Genomic DNA, 16,804 nt, shown 5'->3' on the forward strand with positions numbered 1-16,804 from the left:
GCACCGGGCGGCCGCGCATGGCGATATGTCCTCACTCAGGGTGTCCGCGCCCTGGTTCGACGTGATCGGTGGCGAGAGTTCCTGGCTCACGGGGAGGGTTCTCCCCGGTGACAGTGGCGGGACCGCGCCGGATTCGCACCGGCTTCCTCTTCTGCCGCCGTAGTTGGCCCCGGCAGTCCACCACGGTCCCCGAACGCCCGTCAACTCGCCGTTGACCTGCGGCGGGAGAGTGTGTTGGGGCCCACACGGGGGTCCCGACACACGAGTGGGGCGCGGAGCGTTTCGTACGCTCCGCGCCCCATCCGGGAACGCCGTTGCCGACCGGGGGTCGGCTGCCGTCAGGCGACGATCAGATAGATCCCGTACGCCACGGCCGCCGCGCACAGCGCGAAGCAGGCGTACGCGCCGGTGCGCGCCATCGTCGCCGGGCGCCCCCCAGCCGTAGCGGTGGCCGCCTTGTCCTGCTGGGAGAGGCCGACGATGCCGAGCGTGAACAGGCCCACCAGGGCCACCGTCACCGCGAGGCTGACTCCGAAGACGGAGCCGAGAGCTGCCCAGTCGATGCTCATGCTGATCTGTCCTTACACCGTCGCGGGCCGGGCGGGGTCCGCCATGGCGCCGGTCGTGGTTGTGGTCGGGGCCGTGACTCCGGCCTTGACGGACTCGTCCGCGACGGTCGAGGCGGCCAGGGTGCCCGTGGGGGGCGGCGTGACGGCGGCGATCGCAGTGGTCACGACGCCCGCGGGCTCGGCGCCCGTGGTCTCGTCGGCCGGGCGGATCTCGTCGTCGGTGACGTTGGTGTGGTCGATGGCGTTGCGCCGCGAGAGCACCCAGATCACGGCCGAGCCGCCGACGAGCAGCGCGGCGGTGACCGCGATGCCCCAGGGGCCTTGCTTGGTGAGGAACTCGGCGCCCGCGCCGACCAGACCGGCGGCCGGCAGGGTCAGGCCCCACGCGACGAACATCCGGGTCGCGGTCGACCAGCGGACGACGCCGCCCTTGCGGCCGAGGCCCGCGCCCATCACGGCGCCGGAGCAGACCTGGGTGGTGGAGAGCGAGAAGCCGATGTGCGAGGAGGCGAGGATCGCCGTCGCGGCGCTGGTCTGGGCGGCGAAGCCCTGCTGCGGCGCGAGGTCGGTCAGGCCCTTGCCCATCGTGCGGATGATGCGCCAGCCGCCGAGGTAGGTACCGAGCGCGATGGCGATACCGGCCGAGACGATGACCCACATCGGGGGGTTGGCACCGGGGTTCAGGACGCCGCCCGTGATGAGGGCGAGCGTGATGATGCCCATGGTCTTCTGCGCGTCGTTCGTGCCGTGCGCCAGCGAGACGAGACCGGCGGAGGCGATCTGACCCGCGCGGTAGCCCTTGGCGGTGGACTTCTGGTCCGTGTTGCGGCCGATGCGGTACGTCAGGCGCGTGGCCAGCGTCGCGGCGATGCCCGCCACGAGCGGGGCCGCGACGGCCGGGATCAGGATCTTGGTGACGACGGTGCCGCCGTTGATCGACGACCAGCCCATCGACATGACCGCGGCGCCGATGAGGCCGCCGAAGAGCGCGTGGGAGGAACTGGAGGGCAGGCCCACCAGCCAGGTCAGGAGATTCCAGAGAATCGCGCCGACGAGCGCGGCAAAGATGACCTCTGTCTTGAGGCCGTCCTCATTGACGATGCCGCCGGAGATCGTCTTGGCGACTTCCACCGAGAGGAAGGCACCGACGAGGTTCAGCACGGCGGACATGGCCACCGCCGTCTTGGGCTTCAGAGCGCCGGTCGAGATGGTCGTCGCCATCGCGTTGGCAGTGTCGTGGAAACCGTTCGTGAAATCGAACACGAGAGCGGTAACGATCACGATCCCGAGGAGAAGCGTGATGTGTTCCATTTACCCAGGCTTCTGTTGGACGTCAGTGGCATGTTGAACGTAGGCAATCCGGGTGAACGGAAAGTGAACTTGGCCGGGCGGTGCGGTGACCCGAAGTGGAGGCTCATCACTTCGTATGTTCCCGGTGTCCGACAGCGATCGTACGGAGCGACGGCGGGGGGCCCGCAAACTGGGCGGAGTGTCGGGCTCCGCCATCCGGCGGCCACCCCGCGGCCACGCCCCTTCGAACAGCCCACCGCCGCCGTCGAAGAGATACTGATCACCCTGCGTGCCGCACCCCCTCCGCCGTCCGGTGCCCGGCTGGCAGGATCACCGCATGACTGAGCAGCGGCAGTGGCAGCGGCAGCACGGGGACCATGGGGATACGGACGCCATCGCGAAGGCCTGGGCGGAGCTCGTCGACGCGGCCCGCAGGACGGTCACCGACGGCCTGGTCGTCGGCACCTCGGGCAATGTCTCGGTGCGGGTCGGCGGCACCGTCCTGGTCACACCGAGCGGAGTGCCGTACGACCGCCTGCGCACCGAGGGCCCCGAAGCCGCGGTCGGCGTCGACCTCGAAGGACGACAGCTCTTCGGCGACCTCTCGCCCACCAGCGAACTGCCCATGCACCTCGCGATCTACCGCAACACAGATGCGGGTGCGGTGGTCCACACCCACGCGGTGCACGCCACGGCCGTCTCGATGCTGGTCTCCGAGCTCCCCGCGGTCCACTACATGGCAGGCATCCTCGGCGGCCCGCCGCGCGTCGCGCCCTACGCGCTCTACGGCACCGAGGAGCTCGCCGACCACATGCTCCACGCCCTGCGCGACCGCACGGGATGCCTCCTCCAGAACCACGGAACGGTCACCTACGGAGACCACCTCTCCCAGGCGTACGACCGCACGGCCCAACTGGAATGGATGTCCCGCCTCTGGCTCACGGCCGCTGCCGTCCCGGGCCACGCCCCGACCCTCCTGTCGCCGTCCCAGCTGCGCGAAGCGGAGGAGCGGCTGAAGGGGTACGGCCAGCCCGCCGACTGACGCGGGACGGTGCGCCCAGGCCGCCCCGGTCACCCCGGAGCCACCGCCCACTGGCCCCGGAGCCCTCCGCCCCGGACACTGGGACGGTGCGCCCAGCCAAAGCGACGGCAGCGGCCGTCACCGCAGTAACAGCCGCCCTGGGAACGGCCGCGGCCGCCATCGCGGCGGGCCGTTTCGCCAGCGACGCCGCCCTCAAGGCGCCCGCGGGCCGCCCCCTGCCGACCGAGCCCCGCCTCACCGTGCACGCCACGGCCGCGGGCCAGATCAGCCTGACCCGCGCCCTGGCGAGCCTGCGCCCCGGCACCTACGGCCTGAGCGGCAACGGCACCCACGCGATCGTCGGACCCGTCCTGGAGTCCGCCCCGCACGAGGCCGACACCGTCGTACGCCGCCTCGAAGCCGTCACCCACGGCACCCTGGAACCCGGCGCCCGCGTCTGGCTGACGCCCCAGGTCCACATCGGGGACCCGCACGCCGCGCTCGGCCTCGACCACGCCGACGTCGACATCCCCGGCGAACTCGGCGGCCTGCCCGCCTGGTTCGTGCCCGCCGCCCGGGACACCTGGGTCATCACGGTGCACGGCCTCGGCACCACCCGCGAGCACCCCATGGTCGTCATGGACTTCCTGCACCGCCTGCGGGTCCCCGTCCTCGACCTCGCCTACCGCGGCGACCTGGGCGCGCCCCGCTCCCCGGACGGCCTCGGCCACCTCGGCGAGACCGAGTGGCGCGACCTGGACGCCGCCATCCGCTACGCCGTGCGCAACGGCGCCGAGCGCGTCGTCCTGCACGGCTGGTCCACCGGCGCCGCCATGTGCCTGCACGCCGCCGCGCACTCGGCGCTCCGCGACCGCATCAGCGGCCTCGTCCTCGACTCCCCGGTGCTGAACTGGGAGACCACCCTGCGGGCCCTCGCCGGGGCCCGCCGCACCCCGGGACCACTCCTTCCGCTTGCGGTCCGTGCGGCGCAGGGCCGCACCGGTCTGCGCGGTGACCGGATCCTGGCGTCCGCGGGCCCCGAGGCGCTCAAGGTGCCGACCCTCGTCGTGCACGGCCCCGACGACACCGTCGCGCCCTGGGGCCTCTCCCGCAAAATGGCCGAACGGCGGCCGGAGCTCGTCACCTTGCACCCCGTTCCGAACGCGCCCCACGGCGCCATGTGGAACGCGGACCCGGCGGGCTACGAAGAGGTGCTGCGGCGCTTCCTCACCCCCCTGATCTGACCGTTCGAAGCCCCTCCCGCACACCCGCGGCGCAGCGCCCCCGAAGGCCTGCGCCGCCATTCCGTTTGGGTTTTCGGACCGTCAACAGGAAGACTGCTCCTGTGACGTCCCGTACCCCGCGCGACTCCAGGCTCCGACTTGTCCGCGCGCCCCGCCAGAGGGCCGAAGAGCGAGGAGAGGCCCGGCGCGACCCAGCACGGCCCCTGTCCGCCGCGCCCGGCGCGATGGGCAACCGCCGCACGCGCCGTCCCGCGCCCCGTCCGCCGGAGGGCACACCCGCCCCCGCGGAGCTCGCGCGGGGCGCACGAGCCGGTCTCGCCGCCGCCGCACGGGTCGCCCGCTGGGCCGACGCGGCCCTCCGCCCGGGCCCCGGCGGCACCGGCGCGACGCCCGACGGCAAGGGCACACTGTCCGACGCCACCGCCGAACGGGCCGCCGAGGAACTGGGGCTGACCCCCGCTCAGGTCCGCGCCGACTGGGACACCGCCCGCCTCTCCGGCCTCATCGAGGTGCACGGCGACAGCGCACGCCCCGGCTGGCGGCTGCGCGTCTGGGACCGCGACGACACCGCCGTGCTGCGCGGCTGGGTCGCCCTCTTCGACGCCTGGTCGCTGGCCCACCCGGCGCCGGACGACCTCGCCCCCGCGGCCGTCGCGGAGACCGTCGAAGCCATGCCGCAGGTCCTGTCCCTGCTGCAGCTGTCGGCGGGCCCCGTCCCCGTGCCGCAGCTCCTCGACCTCCTGGACCAGCGCGTCACGGAGCTGCGCACCGAACGCTGCGAGATCGCGCACGGCCCCCAGCCCGAACCGGCCGCCCCCGCCGAGGTCCCGCAGGACGCCCCGCTCCCCGCCCTCCTCGACTGGGCCCTGCACGGCCTCGCCGCCGTCGGCGCGCTCACCTGCGCCGACGGGCAGGCCACGCTCACCCCGCTCGGCAGCTGGGCGGTCTGGGTCAAGCTGGAACAGATCTGCGTCGCCGCACAGAGCCCCGCCGGGCACTTCGAGCAGGCCGCGGAGGACATGCTGCGCGGCTGCGCCCGCCTGCGCCCCAACGCGGCCCGCGCCGAATACCGCGCCTGGCTCGCCGCCCGCCCCGTCGGCAGCGCCGTCACCGACCTCCTCACCGCTGCCCGCGGCGAGGACGCCCTGCTGCGCGGTCTCGCCTTCGAGGCCCTGCGCGTCGTCGGCGCCCCGGCCGAGCCGGAGGTCAGGACCGTCGTCGAGGAGCCCTCGCTGCGGCCCTACGCGCTGCTGTGGCTCGCCGAGCAGGAGGGCGCCGACCCCGAGGACGTCCATCTCGTGCTGACCCGCGAGGAGTCCACCTGGCTGTGGGTCGACACCGCGGCGGCCGTCGCCGACCACGGAGAGGCCGAACTGCTCGTCCGGCACCTGGAGTCGGCGGTCCAGCCCACCGTGCCCGCCCTCCTCGACGAGGTGCGCCGCGTCGGGCACCCCCGCACCGTGCAGGTCCTGGTCGCCCTCGCCGCGGCCCACCCCGACCCGGCGCTCGCCAAGGCCGTGCGCCGGGCGGCCTTCCAGGTCCACACCGGCGGCGAGTGAGCGGCAGGGCGCCCGCCTGTCAGCGGAAGGTGTTGCACCGGCCCATGTCGCCGGTGCGATAGCCCTCGTAGAACCACTGCTGGCGCTGCTCGGCCGAGCCGTGCGTCCAGGACTCCGGGGTGACCCGGCCCTGGAACTTCTCCTGGATCCGGTCGTCGCCCACCGCGGCCGCCGCGTCCAGGCCGTCGCGGATGTCGTTGTCGTCGAGGCTGCTGATCAGCGTCCTGCCCGTGCGGTCGTCCGGGCTGCGCGTCGCGTGCCGCGCCCACACCCCGGCGTAGCAGTCGGCCTGCAGCTCGACCTTCACGGCGTTGCTGTCACGGCCCGTGCGGCCGTCCTGGGAGCGCTGCAGGGTCCCCATCAGGTTCTGCACGTGGTGCCCGTACTCGTGCGCCACGACGTAGGCCTGCGCGAAGGGCCCGCCGCTGGAGCCGAACTTGGACCGCAGGTCGTCGAAGAAGCCCAGGTCCAGATAGACCCGCCGGTCGCCGGGGCAGTAGAAGGGGCCGACCGCCGAGGTGGCGGTGCCGCAGGCGGTGCCCGTCCGGCCGCTGAACAGGATGGTCTGCGCGGGGGAGTACGTGCCCTGTCTGCGCTGGAACTCGGGGCGCCAGAAGTCCTGGACGCTGTTGACCACCGCCACGATGCGGCAGTCCTCCTTGCTGTTCGCGTCCCGCCCCTTGTGGCAGGTCTGCTGCACCTGCGCGAGGGACGACGACGTGGCCGCAGGCTCCTCGTTGCCTGAGGAGAGGCCCAGCTGGTCGGGGCCGACGCCGAAGAAGAGCCCCAGGAGCAGGGCGATCAGACCGGCGATGCCGCCACCCACCGTCGCCCGGCCGCCGGGGATCCGGCTGCCGCGCACGTCCTGCACCTCCGAGGTGTCCAGGTCGGCGTCGTCGTCGAACTGCATGGGTGCACCCCTCTGCCGGGCATCCGGGACGACCCACGCCGTCCCGCGCCGGACCACCGGCCACTTCATCCTGGTACGCCCGCCCCCGCCGGGCGCCGGAGGAAGGTCCGAACGGGGGACGCGGAGCGCTCCCCGCGCCGTGTCGCCCCGCCGCACGGCGGCCGCCCCGACCCCCGCCGCTACGCTCTGCGCCTGATCCGTGGGCAGTGGTACCGAAGGGGGCGTCATGTCCGCTCTGCCGCTCGACGCGACGGGCCGCGCCCCGGCCCGTCGGGGCACGCACATCGCGCTGCCCATGGCCCTCGCCGTGCTCGCCCTGCCGCTCGTCACCGCCGCCCACCACGCGCGGCCCGCCCCCTACGGAGACCGTCTCACCGTCCACGCGCGCGTGGACGGTGTGGATGGTGCCCTGCCCGTCGGCGACCCCGCGCTGCGCGCGAAGGGCCGGGCCGTCGAGGCGTACGACAAGGAGAGCGGCAGCCGCCGCTGGACCTACACGCGCGCGGGACACCGTCCCGTGGCGCTCCTGCCCGCGCCGGGCCACGCCTTCGCGCTCTGGAACGACGGCCTGGTCACCGACACGGCCCGCGGCGACGGCGGCTCCGTGCGCTGGCACCGCGCCGTCCCCGCGAGCGCCGACTGGCTGCGCACCCCGGACGCCCACGGCGGCGCAGGGGTCCTGCAGCCGCTCACCCCGGACGCCGCCATGCTGGCCGTCGTCACCCCGCACCGCATCGCCGCCTACCGCACCGCGGACGGCGACCTGCGCTGGGTGCTGCCCGCCAGGACCGGCTGCGCCTTCGCACCGGCACGCTCGGTCCGCCGCGACGGGGCGCTCCTGGTCGCCCAGCCCTGCGCGGGCCCGGCCGCGGCCTGGACCGAGCAGGTCGTCGCGGTGGACGACTACGGCAGAATCGTTCCGGGCCGCACTCCGCTGGGCAACGGGGACCTGGAGCGGGGCCCCGGCGGCGGCCGCAGCCCGGAAAAGTAGTTGCGGCGGCCCGTTAGAATGGCTGCCATGGCAGCACCTCTCCTCAGTTGGACGGCATAGACACCGGTCCTGAGCACCTCAGTCGTCCCTCTCGCCGTCCACCCTGTTTCTGGAGAACTCCGTGATCACCGCTTCCGGCATCGAGCTGCGCGCCGGCGCCCGCATCCTCATCGAGAACGCCACCTTCCGCATCGCGAAGGGCGACCGCATCGGCCTCGTCGGCCGCAACGGCGCGGGCAAGACCACCCTCACCAAGTGCCTGGCGGGTGAAGGCATCCCCGCGGGCGGCACGATCTCCCGCTCCGGAGAGGTCGGCTACCTCCCGCAGGACCCGCGCACCGGCGACCTCGAGGTGCTGGCCCGCAACCGCATCCTCTCCGCGCGCGGACTCGACGTACTGATCCGCAAGATGCGCGAGAACGAGCAGCGCATCGCGAACGGCGCGGGCGCCACCCGTGAGAAGGCCCTCAAGCAGTACGAGCGCCAGGAGACGGAGTTCCTCACCAAGGGCGGGTACGCCGCCGAGGCCGAGGCCGCCACCATCGCCGCCGCGCTCAACCTCCCCGACCGCGTGCTGGGCCAGCCCCTGCACACGCTCTCCGGTGGTCAGCGCCGCCGCATCGAGCTGGCCCGCATCCTCTTCTCGGATGCCGACACGCTCCTCCTCGACGAGCCGACCAACCACCTCGACGCCGACTCGATCGTCTGGCTCCGGGACTACCTGAAGACGTACCGCGGCGGCTTCATCGTGATCTCCCACGACGTCGACCTCGTCGAGACGGTCGTCAACAAGGTCTTCTATCTGGACGCCAACCGCACCCAGATCGACGTCTACAACATGGGCTGGAAGCTCTACCAGCAGCAGCGCGAGTCCGACGAGAAGCGCCGCAAGCGCGAGCGTCAGAACGCCGAGAAGAAGGCCTCCCAGCTCCACTCGCAGGCCGACAAGATGCGCGCCAAGGCCACCAAGACCGTCGCCGCGCAGAACATGGCCAAGCGGGCCGACAAGCTCCTCGCGGGCCTGGAGGCGGTGCGTCAGAACGACAAGGTCGCCAAGCTCCGCTTCCCCGAGCCCTCGCCGTGCGGCAAGACGCCGCTGATGGCCGAGGGCCTGTCGAAGTCGTACGGCTCGCTGGAGATCTTCACCGACGTCGACCTCGCCATCGACAAGGGCTCGCGCGTCGTCATCCTCGGCCTCAACGGCGCGGGCAAGACCACGCTGCTGCGGCTCCTGGGCGGCGCCGAGAAGCCCGACACCGGCCAGGTCATCGAGGGCCACGGCCTCAAGCTGGGCTACTACGCGCAGGAGCACGAGACGCTCGACCCCGAGCGCACGGTCCTGGAGAACATGCGCTCGGCCGCCCCCGACCTCGACCTCGTCGAGGTGCGCAAGACGCTCGGCTCGTTCCTCTTCTCCGGAGACGACGTCGACAAGCCCGCGGGAGTGCTCTCCGGCGGTGAGAAGACCCGGCTCGCGCTCGCGACCCTGGTCGTCTCCTCGGCCAACGTCCTCCTCCTGGACGAGCCCACCAACAACCTCGACCCGGCGAGCCGCGAGGAGATCCTCGGCGCACTGCGCACCTACAAGGGAGCCGTCGTCCTCGTCACGCACGACGAGGGCGCCGTCGAGGCGCTCCAGCCGGAGCGCATCATCCTGCTGCCGGACGGCGTCGAGGACCTGTGGGGCCAGGACTACGCGGATCTGGTCGCGCTCGCCTGAGCACCGTGCCACAGCGTCCACCTCGCTTGATCGAATGACTGATCCACTGCGTATGGATCATTCGGCCGATCCGTGATCCCTCATCTGTGTGAGCTCTCCTCGTACCGAGGTGTGTCATACACGGATTTTGGCGCCGAGCTGCGACAACGGGTGCCTCATCGCCCGATACGGCGCTGACCTGGAGATTCGCTGCATTGCCCGTTCCGCTTCGGCTGGACCGACGCGCGGAATCGTTAATTCCGATCGTGGTAGACGCCCCCGAAGAGGGGAAGCGCGCCGTACGGACCTTGTCGAATGGGTGGCCAGGAAGCCCGGGAGGGGTGATCATGAGAAGTCCAGAGCGCACTTCCCATGAGGAGGCACGGGTGGCCGAGACTCTGAAGAAGGGCAGCCGGGTAACCGGCGCCGCGCGCGACAAGCTCGCGGCAGACCTGAAGAAGAAGTACGACGGCGGTGCGAGCATCCGGGCGTTGGCCGAGGAGACCGGCCGCTCGTACGGCTTTGTGCACCGCATGCTCAGCGAATCCGGCGTCACGCTGCGGGGACGCGGCGGGGCGACGCGAGGCAAGAAGGCCGCCGCCGGCTGACGGCAGGCGGCACGCTGTCCCATGGTCCGATGGTGACCACCCGGTCGGTCGGGTGACTGGCCGGGTGGTTACTGTGCAGTCACTTACGGGCGCTCCCAGCGTCCGGTCCGACCGCACCCCCATCGGAGGCACCCCATGGCTTCGTCCGACAGCGAGCTCGCACCGGTTCTCGACAAGGACGGCGTACGCCTCACCATCGACGAGGCCGTCGCCACGGTGACGCTGACCAATCCGGCCAAGCGCAACGCCCAATCTCCCGCGCTGTGGAGGGCGTTGGTCGAGGCCGGTCAGCTGTTGCCGGGCAACGTCCGAGTCGTGGTGCTGCGCGGAGAGGGCAAGTCCTTCTCCGCGGGCCTGGACCGGCAGGCGTTCACGCCCGAGGGCTTCGACGGCGAACCGTCCTTCATCGATCTGGCACGCGGTGAGGACGGTCTTCTCGACGCCACGATCACCGAGTACCAAGAAGCGTTCACCTGGTGGCGGCGCAGCGACATCGTGTCCATCGCCGCCGTCCAGGGCCACGCCATCGGCGCCGGCTTCCAGCTCGCGCTCGCCTGTGATCTGCGGATCGCGGCGGACGACGTGCAGTTCGCCATGCGCGAGACCAGCCTGGGCCTGGTCCCCGACCTCACCGGCACGCACCCGCTGGTGGGGCTCGTCGGCTATGCCCGCGCGCTGGAGATCTGCGCCACCGGGCGCTTCGTCCACGCGGACGAGGCCGAGCGGGTGGGCCTTGCCAACCTCGTCGTGCCCGCCGACCAACTCGACGCTGCCGCCAAGGACTTGGCCGCCGCGCTCGTCGCCGCGCCCCGGGACGCCGTCATCGAGACCAAGGCGCTGCTGCAGGGTGCCACGGGCCGTTCCTACGAGGAGCAGCGCGTCGCCGAGCGCGCCGCACAGGGACGTCGGCTGCGCGACCTCGCGGGCCTCGGCGACTGACGCCCTGCCGCAGGTCCGCTACCGCACTTCGGTGACGAGCACGGCCACCGACGGGTGATCGGGCAGGGCCGCGCCGACCGCCGCGCGGACCGCGAGCGCCACGTCCAGAGCGCGGTGCCCGTGGTCCGTCGCGAGCTCCACGCGCGCGTGGCGGCGCGGCAGCGAGCCCGTCGCCTGGCGCTCCTCGATGTGCACGGCCCGGCCGAGCACGCCGGTCAGCCGGGCCACCCCGAGCACCGACAGGGCGGCCCGCTCGGCACGCGCCTCGTCGCCGTCGCCGTCCGTCGCGCCGTCACCGGCGCTGGTGCCGCCCGCGTGGCTCTCTACGGCTACGTCGCCCTCCTCTGCCGTGTCGAGCAGGGCCGTCACCTTCAGGTCCACCCCGTCCGTCACCAGGCCGAGCCCGTCCGCCGCCTCCGACAGTGCGGCGCGCAGCCGGTCCGCCGCCGCGGGCAGCGGCTCGCCCGCGACGGCCGCGAACTCCGCGCTGATCCGCAGCGGCCCGGGCGGCAGCGCGCTCGGCGGTGACGGCACGGCCGCGACGGACGCCGCATCCGGAGCGGCCAGCGCGAGGCGGACCGTGCCGAGACGCACGCCGGGCACCCGCTCAGCCATCCGGCGCAACGCGCCGTCCACCGCCGATTCCGTCACCCACGCGCCGTCCGCGGCGCCGCCCAGCGGCAGCACCCGGCCGAGCCCCAGCTGTCGGCGTACCGCCTGCGTCCAACCCTCGCCCGTCATGGCTCAAGCCTGCCGCATCCCGGGCGCGCGGGGGTGGGGCCGCGCTTAATGTGGGCTGAGAAGCAGCCCCACTCGACGGATCAGATTCCCCACGGGGCAGTTCCCCTTTTGAAAGGGACGGCACGGCCATGACCGACACCGGACAGCGCAAGGCGTCTCAGACGCTGGAGAAGTACTCCCCGGACGAGAACGCGGCGAGGCCCGCGCCCGGCAGGGGCGGCGGTGATCCCGCCAGCCGGGGCCGCACCACCATCGCGGACGGCGTCGTCGAGAAGATCGCGGGCCTCGCCGCGCGTGACGTCGAAGGCGTGCACGCGATGGGCGGCGGCCTCGCACGCACCTTCGGCGCCGTGCGCGACCGGGTGCCCGGCGGCTCGAAGTCCGTGTCCCGCGGTGTGAAGGCCGAGGTCGGCGAGGTGCAGACCGCGCTCGACCTGGAGATCGTCGTCGAGTACGGCGTCTCGATCGCGGACGTCACACAGGACGTGCGGGAGAACGTGATCACGGCCGTCGAGCGCATGACCGGGCTCGAGGTCGTCGAGGTCAACATCGCGGTGAGCGATGTGAAGCTGCCCGACGAGGAAGACGACGAGCCGCAGGGACGCCTTCAGTAGGACGTCCTCGACGGCGTCTTCGATGACGTCTCGACAAGGAGCGCACGATGAGTATGGCCGTGATCGGCATGGTCGCCGGAATGGCACTCGGCTTCGCCGGATACTTCGGCGGGTTCGGGGCGTTCCTGCTGGTGGCCGCCCTGGGCGCCATCGGCTTCGTCGCCGGGAGGTTCCTCGAGGGGGACCTGGAGCCCGGCGACTTCTTCCGCAGCCGCGGCGACCGGCGGCGGTGAGCGGTGGCGGCACAGGTCGCGCCCCGGGAGCGCGGCGCGACCCGGATCGCCGACCGGGTCGTCGCGAAGATCGCCGCACGGGCGGCGCGCGAGGCGGTGGACGCGGTTCCGGCGGACGGCTCGCCGCCGCGCGCCACGGTCTCCGTCCACCGTGAATCGGCCCGTATCCGGGTCAGCCTGGAGCTGGACTACCCCTGCGACATCGGCGGGCAGTGCGGCGCGGTGCGTCGCCATGTCGCCGAGCGGGTAGAGGCGTTGGCGGGGATGGACGTACCCGAGGTGGCCGTTCAGGTGGAGCGGCTGCACTCCGCGCAGGTGCGCGCCGCGGCACAGGGGAGGACACGATGAGTGAACCCCGAGGGGGTGGCGGCACCCAGCCGCTGCCGGTCATCGAGCAGTCCGAGGGCGAGTTCGGCCAGTCGGCCTCCGCGGCGGCCTACGACCCGCTGCCCACGCTCTCCGACGACGAAGAGAAGGCCGCCCGGTTCTGGGCGCCCCGCCGCGTGCCCGCGGCCCTCGTCGCCCTGGTGGTCCTCGGCGCCGCCGGGCTGCTCCTCTACGACGTCGTCGCCGTCCGGGCCGACCATCCGGCGATGCACTGGCGACGCGAACTGGCCCGGCAGCTCGGCAGCCGCCCCCTCGACGACACGGCCGTGCTCGCCGGGGCCGCGGTCGCCGCCGCCCTCGGGATCTGGCTCATCGTGCTCGCCGCGACGCCCGGGCAGCGCGGCATCCTGCCGATGCGCCGCACCCACTCCGACGTGCGCGCGGGGCTGTACCGCGGGGCCGCCGCCATGGTGCTCCGCGACCGCGCCATGGACGTGCCCGGCGTGCAGTCCGTGCGGGTCCGGATGAAGCGCTCCAAGGTGGACGTGCGCGCCGTCTCCCACTTCCGCGAACTCGACGACGTACGAGGCGACCTGGACGCAACACTGGCCGACGGCATCCGCGACCTCGGACTGGCCCGCGCCCCCGGACTCTCCGTTCGGGTGGCCCGGCCGGGCAGGAAGGGGTGAGCGGCGTGCTGCGCACGGTCAACCGCGTGCTCCTGGCTCTCGTCGGGCTGGTCCTGCTCGTCCTCGGCGGCTCCGTGCTCGCCGTCGGGCTCGGCGCTTCCCCGCCCTCCTGGTGGATCCACGACGGTCGGCACGACGTGCTGGTCAGCGCGGCCGACCGGGCGCGGTGGCGGGGCGACGGATGGTTCTGGCCCACGGTCATCGCCGCCCTCGCGGTGTGCGTGCTGCTCGCGCTGTGGTCGCTCTCCGCCCAGTTGCGCAGGCGCCGCCTCGCGGAGGTCCTGGTGGAGACCGGGGACGGCGAGGGTGCGCTGCTGCGCGGCCGGGCGATGGAGAACGTACTGGCCAAGGAGGCCGAGACGCTGGACGGCGTCGAGCGCGCCCAGGTCGTGCTGACCGGCCGGCGCAGCACCCCGCAGGCGCGCGTGGAGCTCGTCCTGGCCCCGCACGCCACGCCGTCCGAAGCGCTGCACCGGCTCTCCGCCGACACGCTCGGCCGGGCCCGCGACTCGGCGGGCCTGGCCTCGCTCCCGGCCACGGTCCGCCTGCGGGCCGCCAAGCACCGCGCGGAACGGGTGAGTTGAGGCTCGCGCCGTCAGAACCCGGCGCGTGAGCCGCCGTCCACCGGGACCATGATCCCCGTCAGATACGACGCCGCGGGCGAGAGCAGGAACGCCGCGGTGCGGCCGAATTCCTGCGGCGTGCCGTAGCGGCGCAGGGGGATGCCCGCCTCGTTCGCGGCGCGGGTGGCCTCGGGGTCGGGGGAGAGGCCGTCCAGCTGACGCATGCGGTCGGTGCCGATCCGGCCGGGGAGCACGCCGACCACCCGGATGCCGCGCGGGCCGAGCTCGGCCGCGAGGGACTTGGCGAACCCGGCGAGCCCCGGCCGCAGGCCGTTCGAAATCGTCAGGCCCGCGATCGGCTCGTACACCGACCCGGAGAGCACGAAGCCGATGACGCCGCCCTCGCCGAGCTCCGCGGCCGCGGCCCTGGCGAGCCGCACCGCGCCGAGGAAGACCGACTCGAACGCCGCCTGCCACTGCTCGTCGGTGTTGTCCGCGACGAAGCCCGGTGCTGGCCCGCCGACGCTGATCAGTACGCCGTCGAAGCGGCCGAAGTGCTCACGGGCCGCGGCGACGAGGGCGGCCGCGGCGGCCGGGTCGGCATTGTCCGCGGCGACGCCCACCGCGTTCGGGCCCAGCTCGGCGGCCGCCTCGTCCACCGTCTTCTGCTGACGGCCCGTGAGCACGACCTTCGCCCCGTCCGCGACCAGCTCGCGGGCGGTGGCGTTGCCGAGGCCGCGGGTGGCGCCGGTGACTACGTAGACGCGGTCTTTCAGTCCAAGATCCATGGCCCTATCCTCCCGCGTCCGCCCCGAAGAGCGCGAGGGCGGTATTCACCAGGCCGATGTGGCTGAATGCCTGCGGGAAGTTGCCGAGCTGACGGCGGGACGAGGGGTCGTACTCCTCCGCGAGCAGCCCCACGTCGTTGCGGAGCGCGAGCAGGCGCTCGAACAGCTCGCGCGCCTCCTTGGTGCGGCCCGTCATGTGCAGCGCGTCCGCCAGCCAGAACGAGCAGACGACGAAGACGCCCTCCTGGCCCGGCAGGCCGTCGATGGCCGTCTGGTCGGCGGTGTAGCGGCGCAGGAGCCCCTCGTGGCCGAGCTCGGCATGGACCGCGTCGATGGTGCCGATGACGCGCGGGTCGTCGGGCGGCAGGAACCCCACACGCGGTATGAGCAGCAGCGAGGCGTCCAGTTCGGCGGAGCCGTAGGACTGCGTGAACGTGTTGCGCTCCGGGTCGTAGCCGCGCTCGCAGACCTCGCGGTGCACCTCGTCCCGCAGCTTCCGCCACCGCTCGACGTCGCCGGGCAGCTTCGGGTTCTTCTCCAGGGCGCGCACCGTGCGGTCGGCGGCGACCCAGACCATCACCTTGGAGTACACGAAGTGCCTGCGCGGGCCGCGCACCTCCCACAGGCCCTGGTCGGGCTCCCGCCACTTCTGGTGCAGGAATTCGAGCAGGGACAGCTGCAGGTGCCAGGCGTGCGGCGGCGTGGCGAGGCCCGAACGGTCGGCGAGGGCGAGCGAGTCGACGACCTCGCCGTACACGTCGAGCTGCAGTTGTTCGACCGCTTCGTTGCCGATGCGCACCGGGGCGGAGTCCGCGTACCCGGACAGCCACGGAACCTCGTACTCGGGCAATCGGCGCTCTCCGGAGAGGCCGTACACGATCTGCAGGTCCGCCGGGTTGCCCGCGACCGCGCGCAGCAGCCAGTCGCGCCACGCCTCGGCCTCGTCGGAGAAGCCTGCCGCGAGCAGGGCGCCGAGGGTGAGGGTGGAGTCGCGCAGCCAGCAGTAGCGGTAGTCCCAGTTGCGCACCCCGCCGGGTTCCTCGGGCAGCGAGGTGGTGGGGGCGGCGACGATGCCGCCCGTCGGGGCGTACGTGAGGGCCTTGAGGGTGATCAGGGAGCGGACGACCGCGTCGCGATGCGGTCCTTCGTAGTGGCAGCGTGCCGTCCAGGCGCGCCAGTCGTCCAGGCTGTGGCGCAGCGATTCGTACGGGTCGACGAGCGCGGGGCGCGGTTCGTGCGAGGGGTGCCAGGTGAGGACGAACGCGACCTTCTCGCCCTCCTCGACGGTGAACTCGGAGTGCGTGCCGAAGGCGTGGCCCCAGGTGTGCACGGCGGGCTCGCTGCGCAGCCACACGGAGTCGGGTCCCGCCACGGCGACGCGGTGGCCGTCCTCCTGCCGCATCCAGGGCACGACCGAGCCGTAGTCGAACCGGAGCCGGAGGGTGCTGCGCAGGGTGACGCGCCCCTTGAGTCCCTCGACGATGCGGATGACGTCGGGGGCGCGGTCGCGCTGCGGCATGAAGTCCGTGACGCGCACAGAGCCGTCATCGGTGTCCCACTCCGTGTCGAGGACCAGGGAGTCGGGGCGGTAGGCGCGGCGGGTGCAAGGGCCCGCGCCCACGGGCGCCAGGCGCCAGTGGCCGTTCTCCTCGTCGCCGAGCAGCGCGGCGAAGCAGGCGGCCGAGTCGAAGCGGGGCAGGCAGAGCCATCCGATGGAGCCGTCCCTGCCGACGAGGGCGGCCGTCTGGTGGTCGCCGATGAGCGCGAGGTCCTCGATGGGCACGAGGTCTCCGGCGGGCGGGAGGTCGGTGGCGGGGGCGAGGTCTTCGATGCGGCGGGACACGGATGACGGGTTCCCGGAGACGGCCCCCGTCAATCGGACGCGTGCGTGACGTCCGCCCGCTACGCGGCCGTGGCCTCGCCCAGGGCCTGTGTCGGAAGTCCCGCCTGCCCCGCGACGCCCGGCACGCCCTCCCCCACGCCTGAAGGGCGCGGGGGGACCCCCAGCCGCGTTGTCGG

At 73.1% G+C, this 16,804-nt stretch carries 18 protein-coding genes and 1 riboswitch; of the genes, 12 read left to right on the forward strand and 6 right to left on the reverse strand.

From position 1 onward, the window contains the following. Nucleotides 1-55: 55 nt before the first annotated feature. A riboswitch (cobalamin riboswitch) is annotated at nucleotides 56-189 on the reverse strand. A gap of 149 nt (nucleotides 190-338) precedes the next feature. Together ABZV77_RS32085 and ABZV77_RS32090 are read right to left on the reverse strand one after the other, a co-directional pair. Then, nucleotides 339-569, reverse strand: coding sequence for a hypothetical protein (locus tag ABZV77_RS32085; protein WP_356264428.1), 231 nt, complete (start codon nucleotides 567-569; stop codon nucleotides 339-341). A gap of 12 nt (nucleotides 570-581) precedes the next feature. Next, the gene (locus ABZV77_RS32090; RefSeq protein WP_356264430.1) at nucleotides 582-1,880 is read right to left on the reverse strand and encodes an inorganic phosphate transporter; all 1,299 of its coding nucleotides are present in this window, start codon (nucleotides 1,878-1,880) and stop codon (nucleotides 582-584) included. Between the two features lie 316 nt (nucleotides 1,881-2,196). Here ABZV77_RS32090 and ABZV77_RS32095 point away from each other — a divergent pair, with 316 nt between their 5' ends. The 3 genes from ABZV77_RS32095 (at nucleotide 2,197) to ABZV77_RS32105 (ending at nucleotide 5,683) form a co-directional block, all read left to right on the forward strand. Continuing rightward, a complete protein-coding gene (locus ABZV77_RS32095; protein WP_356264432.1) occupies nucleotides 2,197-2,901 on the forward strand; it encodes a class II aldolase/adducin family protein in 705 nt (234 codons plus the stop codon). 86 nt (nucleotides 2,902-2,987) lie between these two features. Next, entirely contained in the window at nucleotides 2,988-4,124 is a 1,137-nt protein-coding gene (locus ABZV77_RS32100) for an alpha/beta fold hydrolase (RefSeq protein ID WP_356264434.1), read from the forward strand. 101 nt (nucleotides 4,125-4,225) lie between these two features. Beyond that, complete coding sequence (locus ABZV77_RS32105; protein WP_356264436.1) at nucleotides 4,226-5,683, forward strand: hypothetical protein; 1,458 nt, start codon at nucleotides 4,226-4,228, stop codon at nucleotides 5,681-5,683. Between the two features lie 19 nt (nucleotides 5,684-5,702). Here ABZV77_RS32105 and ABZV77_RS32110 read toward each other — a convergent pair whose 3' ends face one another. After that, nucleotides 5,703-6,593 (reverse strand): neutral zinc metallopeptidase, encoded by an 891-nt coding sequence (locus ABZV77_RS32110; protein ID WP_356264439.1) that lies wholly within the window; start codon nucleotides 6,591-6,593, stop codon nucleotides 5,703-5,705. A 226-nt stretch (nucleotides 6,594-6,819) separates the two neighbouring features. On the opposite strand from ABZV77_RS32110, the gene ABZV77_RS32115 reads away from it, so the two are divergent. The 4 genes from ABZV77_RS32115 (at nucleotide 6,820) to ABZV77_RS32130 (ending at nucleotide 10,830) form a co-directional block, all read left to right on the forward strand. After that, entirely contained in the window at nucleotides 6,820-7,584 is a 765-nt protein-coding gene (locus ABZV77_RS32115) for a hypothetical protein (RefSeq protein WP_356264442.1), read from the forward strand. 121 nt (nucleotides 7,585-7,705) lie between these two features. After that, nucleotides 7,706-9,304, forward strand: coding sequence for an ABC-F family ATP-binding cassette domain-containing protein (locus ABZV77_RS32120; protein WP_356264445.1), 1,599 nt, complete (start codon nucleotides 7,706-7,708; stop codon nucleotides 9,302-9,304). A gap of 365 nt (nucleotides 9,305-9,669) precedes the next feature. Continuing rightward, nucleotides 9,670-9,891 carry a helix-turn-helix domain-containing protein gene (locus ABZV77_RS32125; protein ID WP_055550175.1) on the forward strand — a complete coding sequence of 74 codons (222 nt, stop codon included), beginning with the start codon at nucleotides 9,670-9,672 and terminating at the stop codon, nucleotides 9,889-9,891. 135 nt (nucleotides 9,892-10,026) lie between these two features. Continuing rightward, entirely contained in the window at nucleotides 10,027-10,830 is an 804-nt protein-coding gene (locus tag ABZV77_RS32130; protein ID WP_356264448.1) for an enoyl-CoA hydratase/isomerase family protein, read from the forward strand. Nucleotides 10,831-10,848: 18 nt separating this feature from the next. Here ABZV77_RS32130 and ABZV77_RS32135 read toward each other — a convergent pair whose 3' ends face one another. After that, complete coding sequence (locus ABZV77_RS32135; RefSeq protein WP_356264451.1) at nucleotides 10,849-11,571, reverse strand: nucleopolyhedrovirus P10 family protein; 723 nt, start codon at nucleotides 11,569-11,571, stop codon at nucleotides 10,849-10,851. A gap of 128 nt (nucleotides 11,572-11,699) precedes the next feature. Between ABZV77_RS32135 and ABZV77_RS32140 the strand changes: the two genes are divergently transcribed. From ABZV77_RS32140 to amaP, 5 genes are read left to right on the forward strand one after another with little or no spacing between them, the layout of a single operon-like run. Continuing rightward, nucleotides 11,700-12,185 (forward strand): Asp23/Gls24 family envelope stress response protein, encoded by a 486-nt coding sequence (locus ABZV77_RS32140; RefSeq protein ID WP_356264454.1) that lies wholly within the window; start codon nucleotides 11,700-11,702, stop codon nucleotides 12,183-12,185. 47 nt (nucleotides 12,186-12,232) lie between these two features. Then, complete coding sequence (locus tag ABZV77_RS32145; protein ID WP_356264457.1) at nucleotides 12,233-12,418, forward strand: hypothetical protein; 186 nt, start codon at nucleotides 12,233-12,235, stop codon at nucleotides 12,416-12,418. Between the two features lie 3 nt (nucleotides 12,419-12,421). Beyond that, a complete protein-coding gene (locus ABZV77_RS32150; protein WP_356264460.1) occupies nucleotides 12,422-12,766 on the forward strand; it encodes a hypothetical protein in 345 nt (114 codons plus the stop codon). Beyond that, nucleotides 12,763-13,434, forward strand: a complete 672-nt coding sequence (locus tag ABZV77_RS32155) for a DUF6286 domain-containing protein (RefSeq protein WP_356264462.1) — start codon at nucleotides 12,763-12,765, stop codon at nucleotides 13,432-13,434. The genes ABZV77_RS32150 and ABZV77_RS32155 overlap by 4 nt, the downstream gene beginning before the upstream one ends. Further along, nucleotides 13,431-14,018: an alkaline shock response membrane anchor protein AmaP gene (amaP, locus tag ABZV77_RS32160; RefSeq protein ID WP_356264465.1), complete on the forward strand. Its 588-nt coding sequence runs from the start codon at nucleotides 13,431-13,433 to the stop codon at nucleotides 14,016-14,018. Before ABZV77_RS32155 ends, amaP begins: the two co-directional genes overlap by 4 nt. Before the next feature lie 11 nt (nucleotides 14,019-14,029). Here amaP and ABZV77_RS32165 read toward each other — a convergent pair whose 3' ends face one another. Together ABZV77_RS32165 and ABZV77_RS32170 are read right to left on the reverse strand one after the other, a co-directional pair. Continuing rightward, on the reverse strand, nucleotides 14,030-14,785 hold the full coding sequence (locus tag ABZV77_RS32165) for an SDR family oxidoreductase (RefSeq protein WP_356264468.1): 756 nt from the start codon (nucleotides 14,783-14,785) through the stop codon (nucleotides 14,030-14,032). Nucleotides 14,786-14,789: 4 nt separating this feature from the next. Next, complete coding sequence (locus ABZV77_RS32170; protein WP_356264471.1) at nucleotides 14,790-16,628, reverse strand: glycoside hydrolase family 15 protein; 1,839 nt, start codon at nucleotides 16,626-16,628, stop codon at nucleotides 14,790-14,792. Nucleotides 16,629-16,804 lie beyond the last annotated feature (176 nt).

The organism is Streptomyces sp. NPDC004732, from assembly GCF_040609235.1.
In the GTDB taxonomy this organism is placed as follows: domain Bacteria; phylum Actinomycetota; class Actinomycetes; order Streptomycetales; family Streptomycetaceae; genus Streptomyces.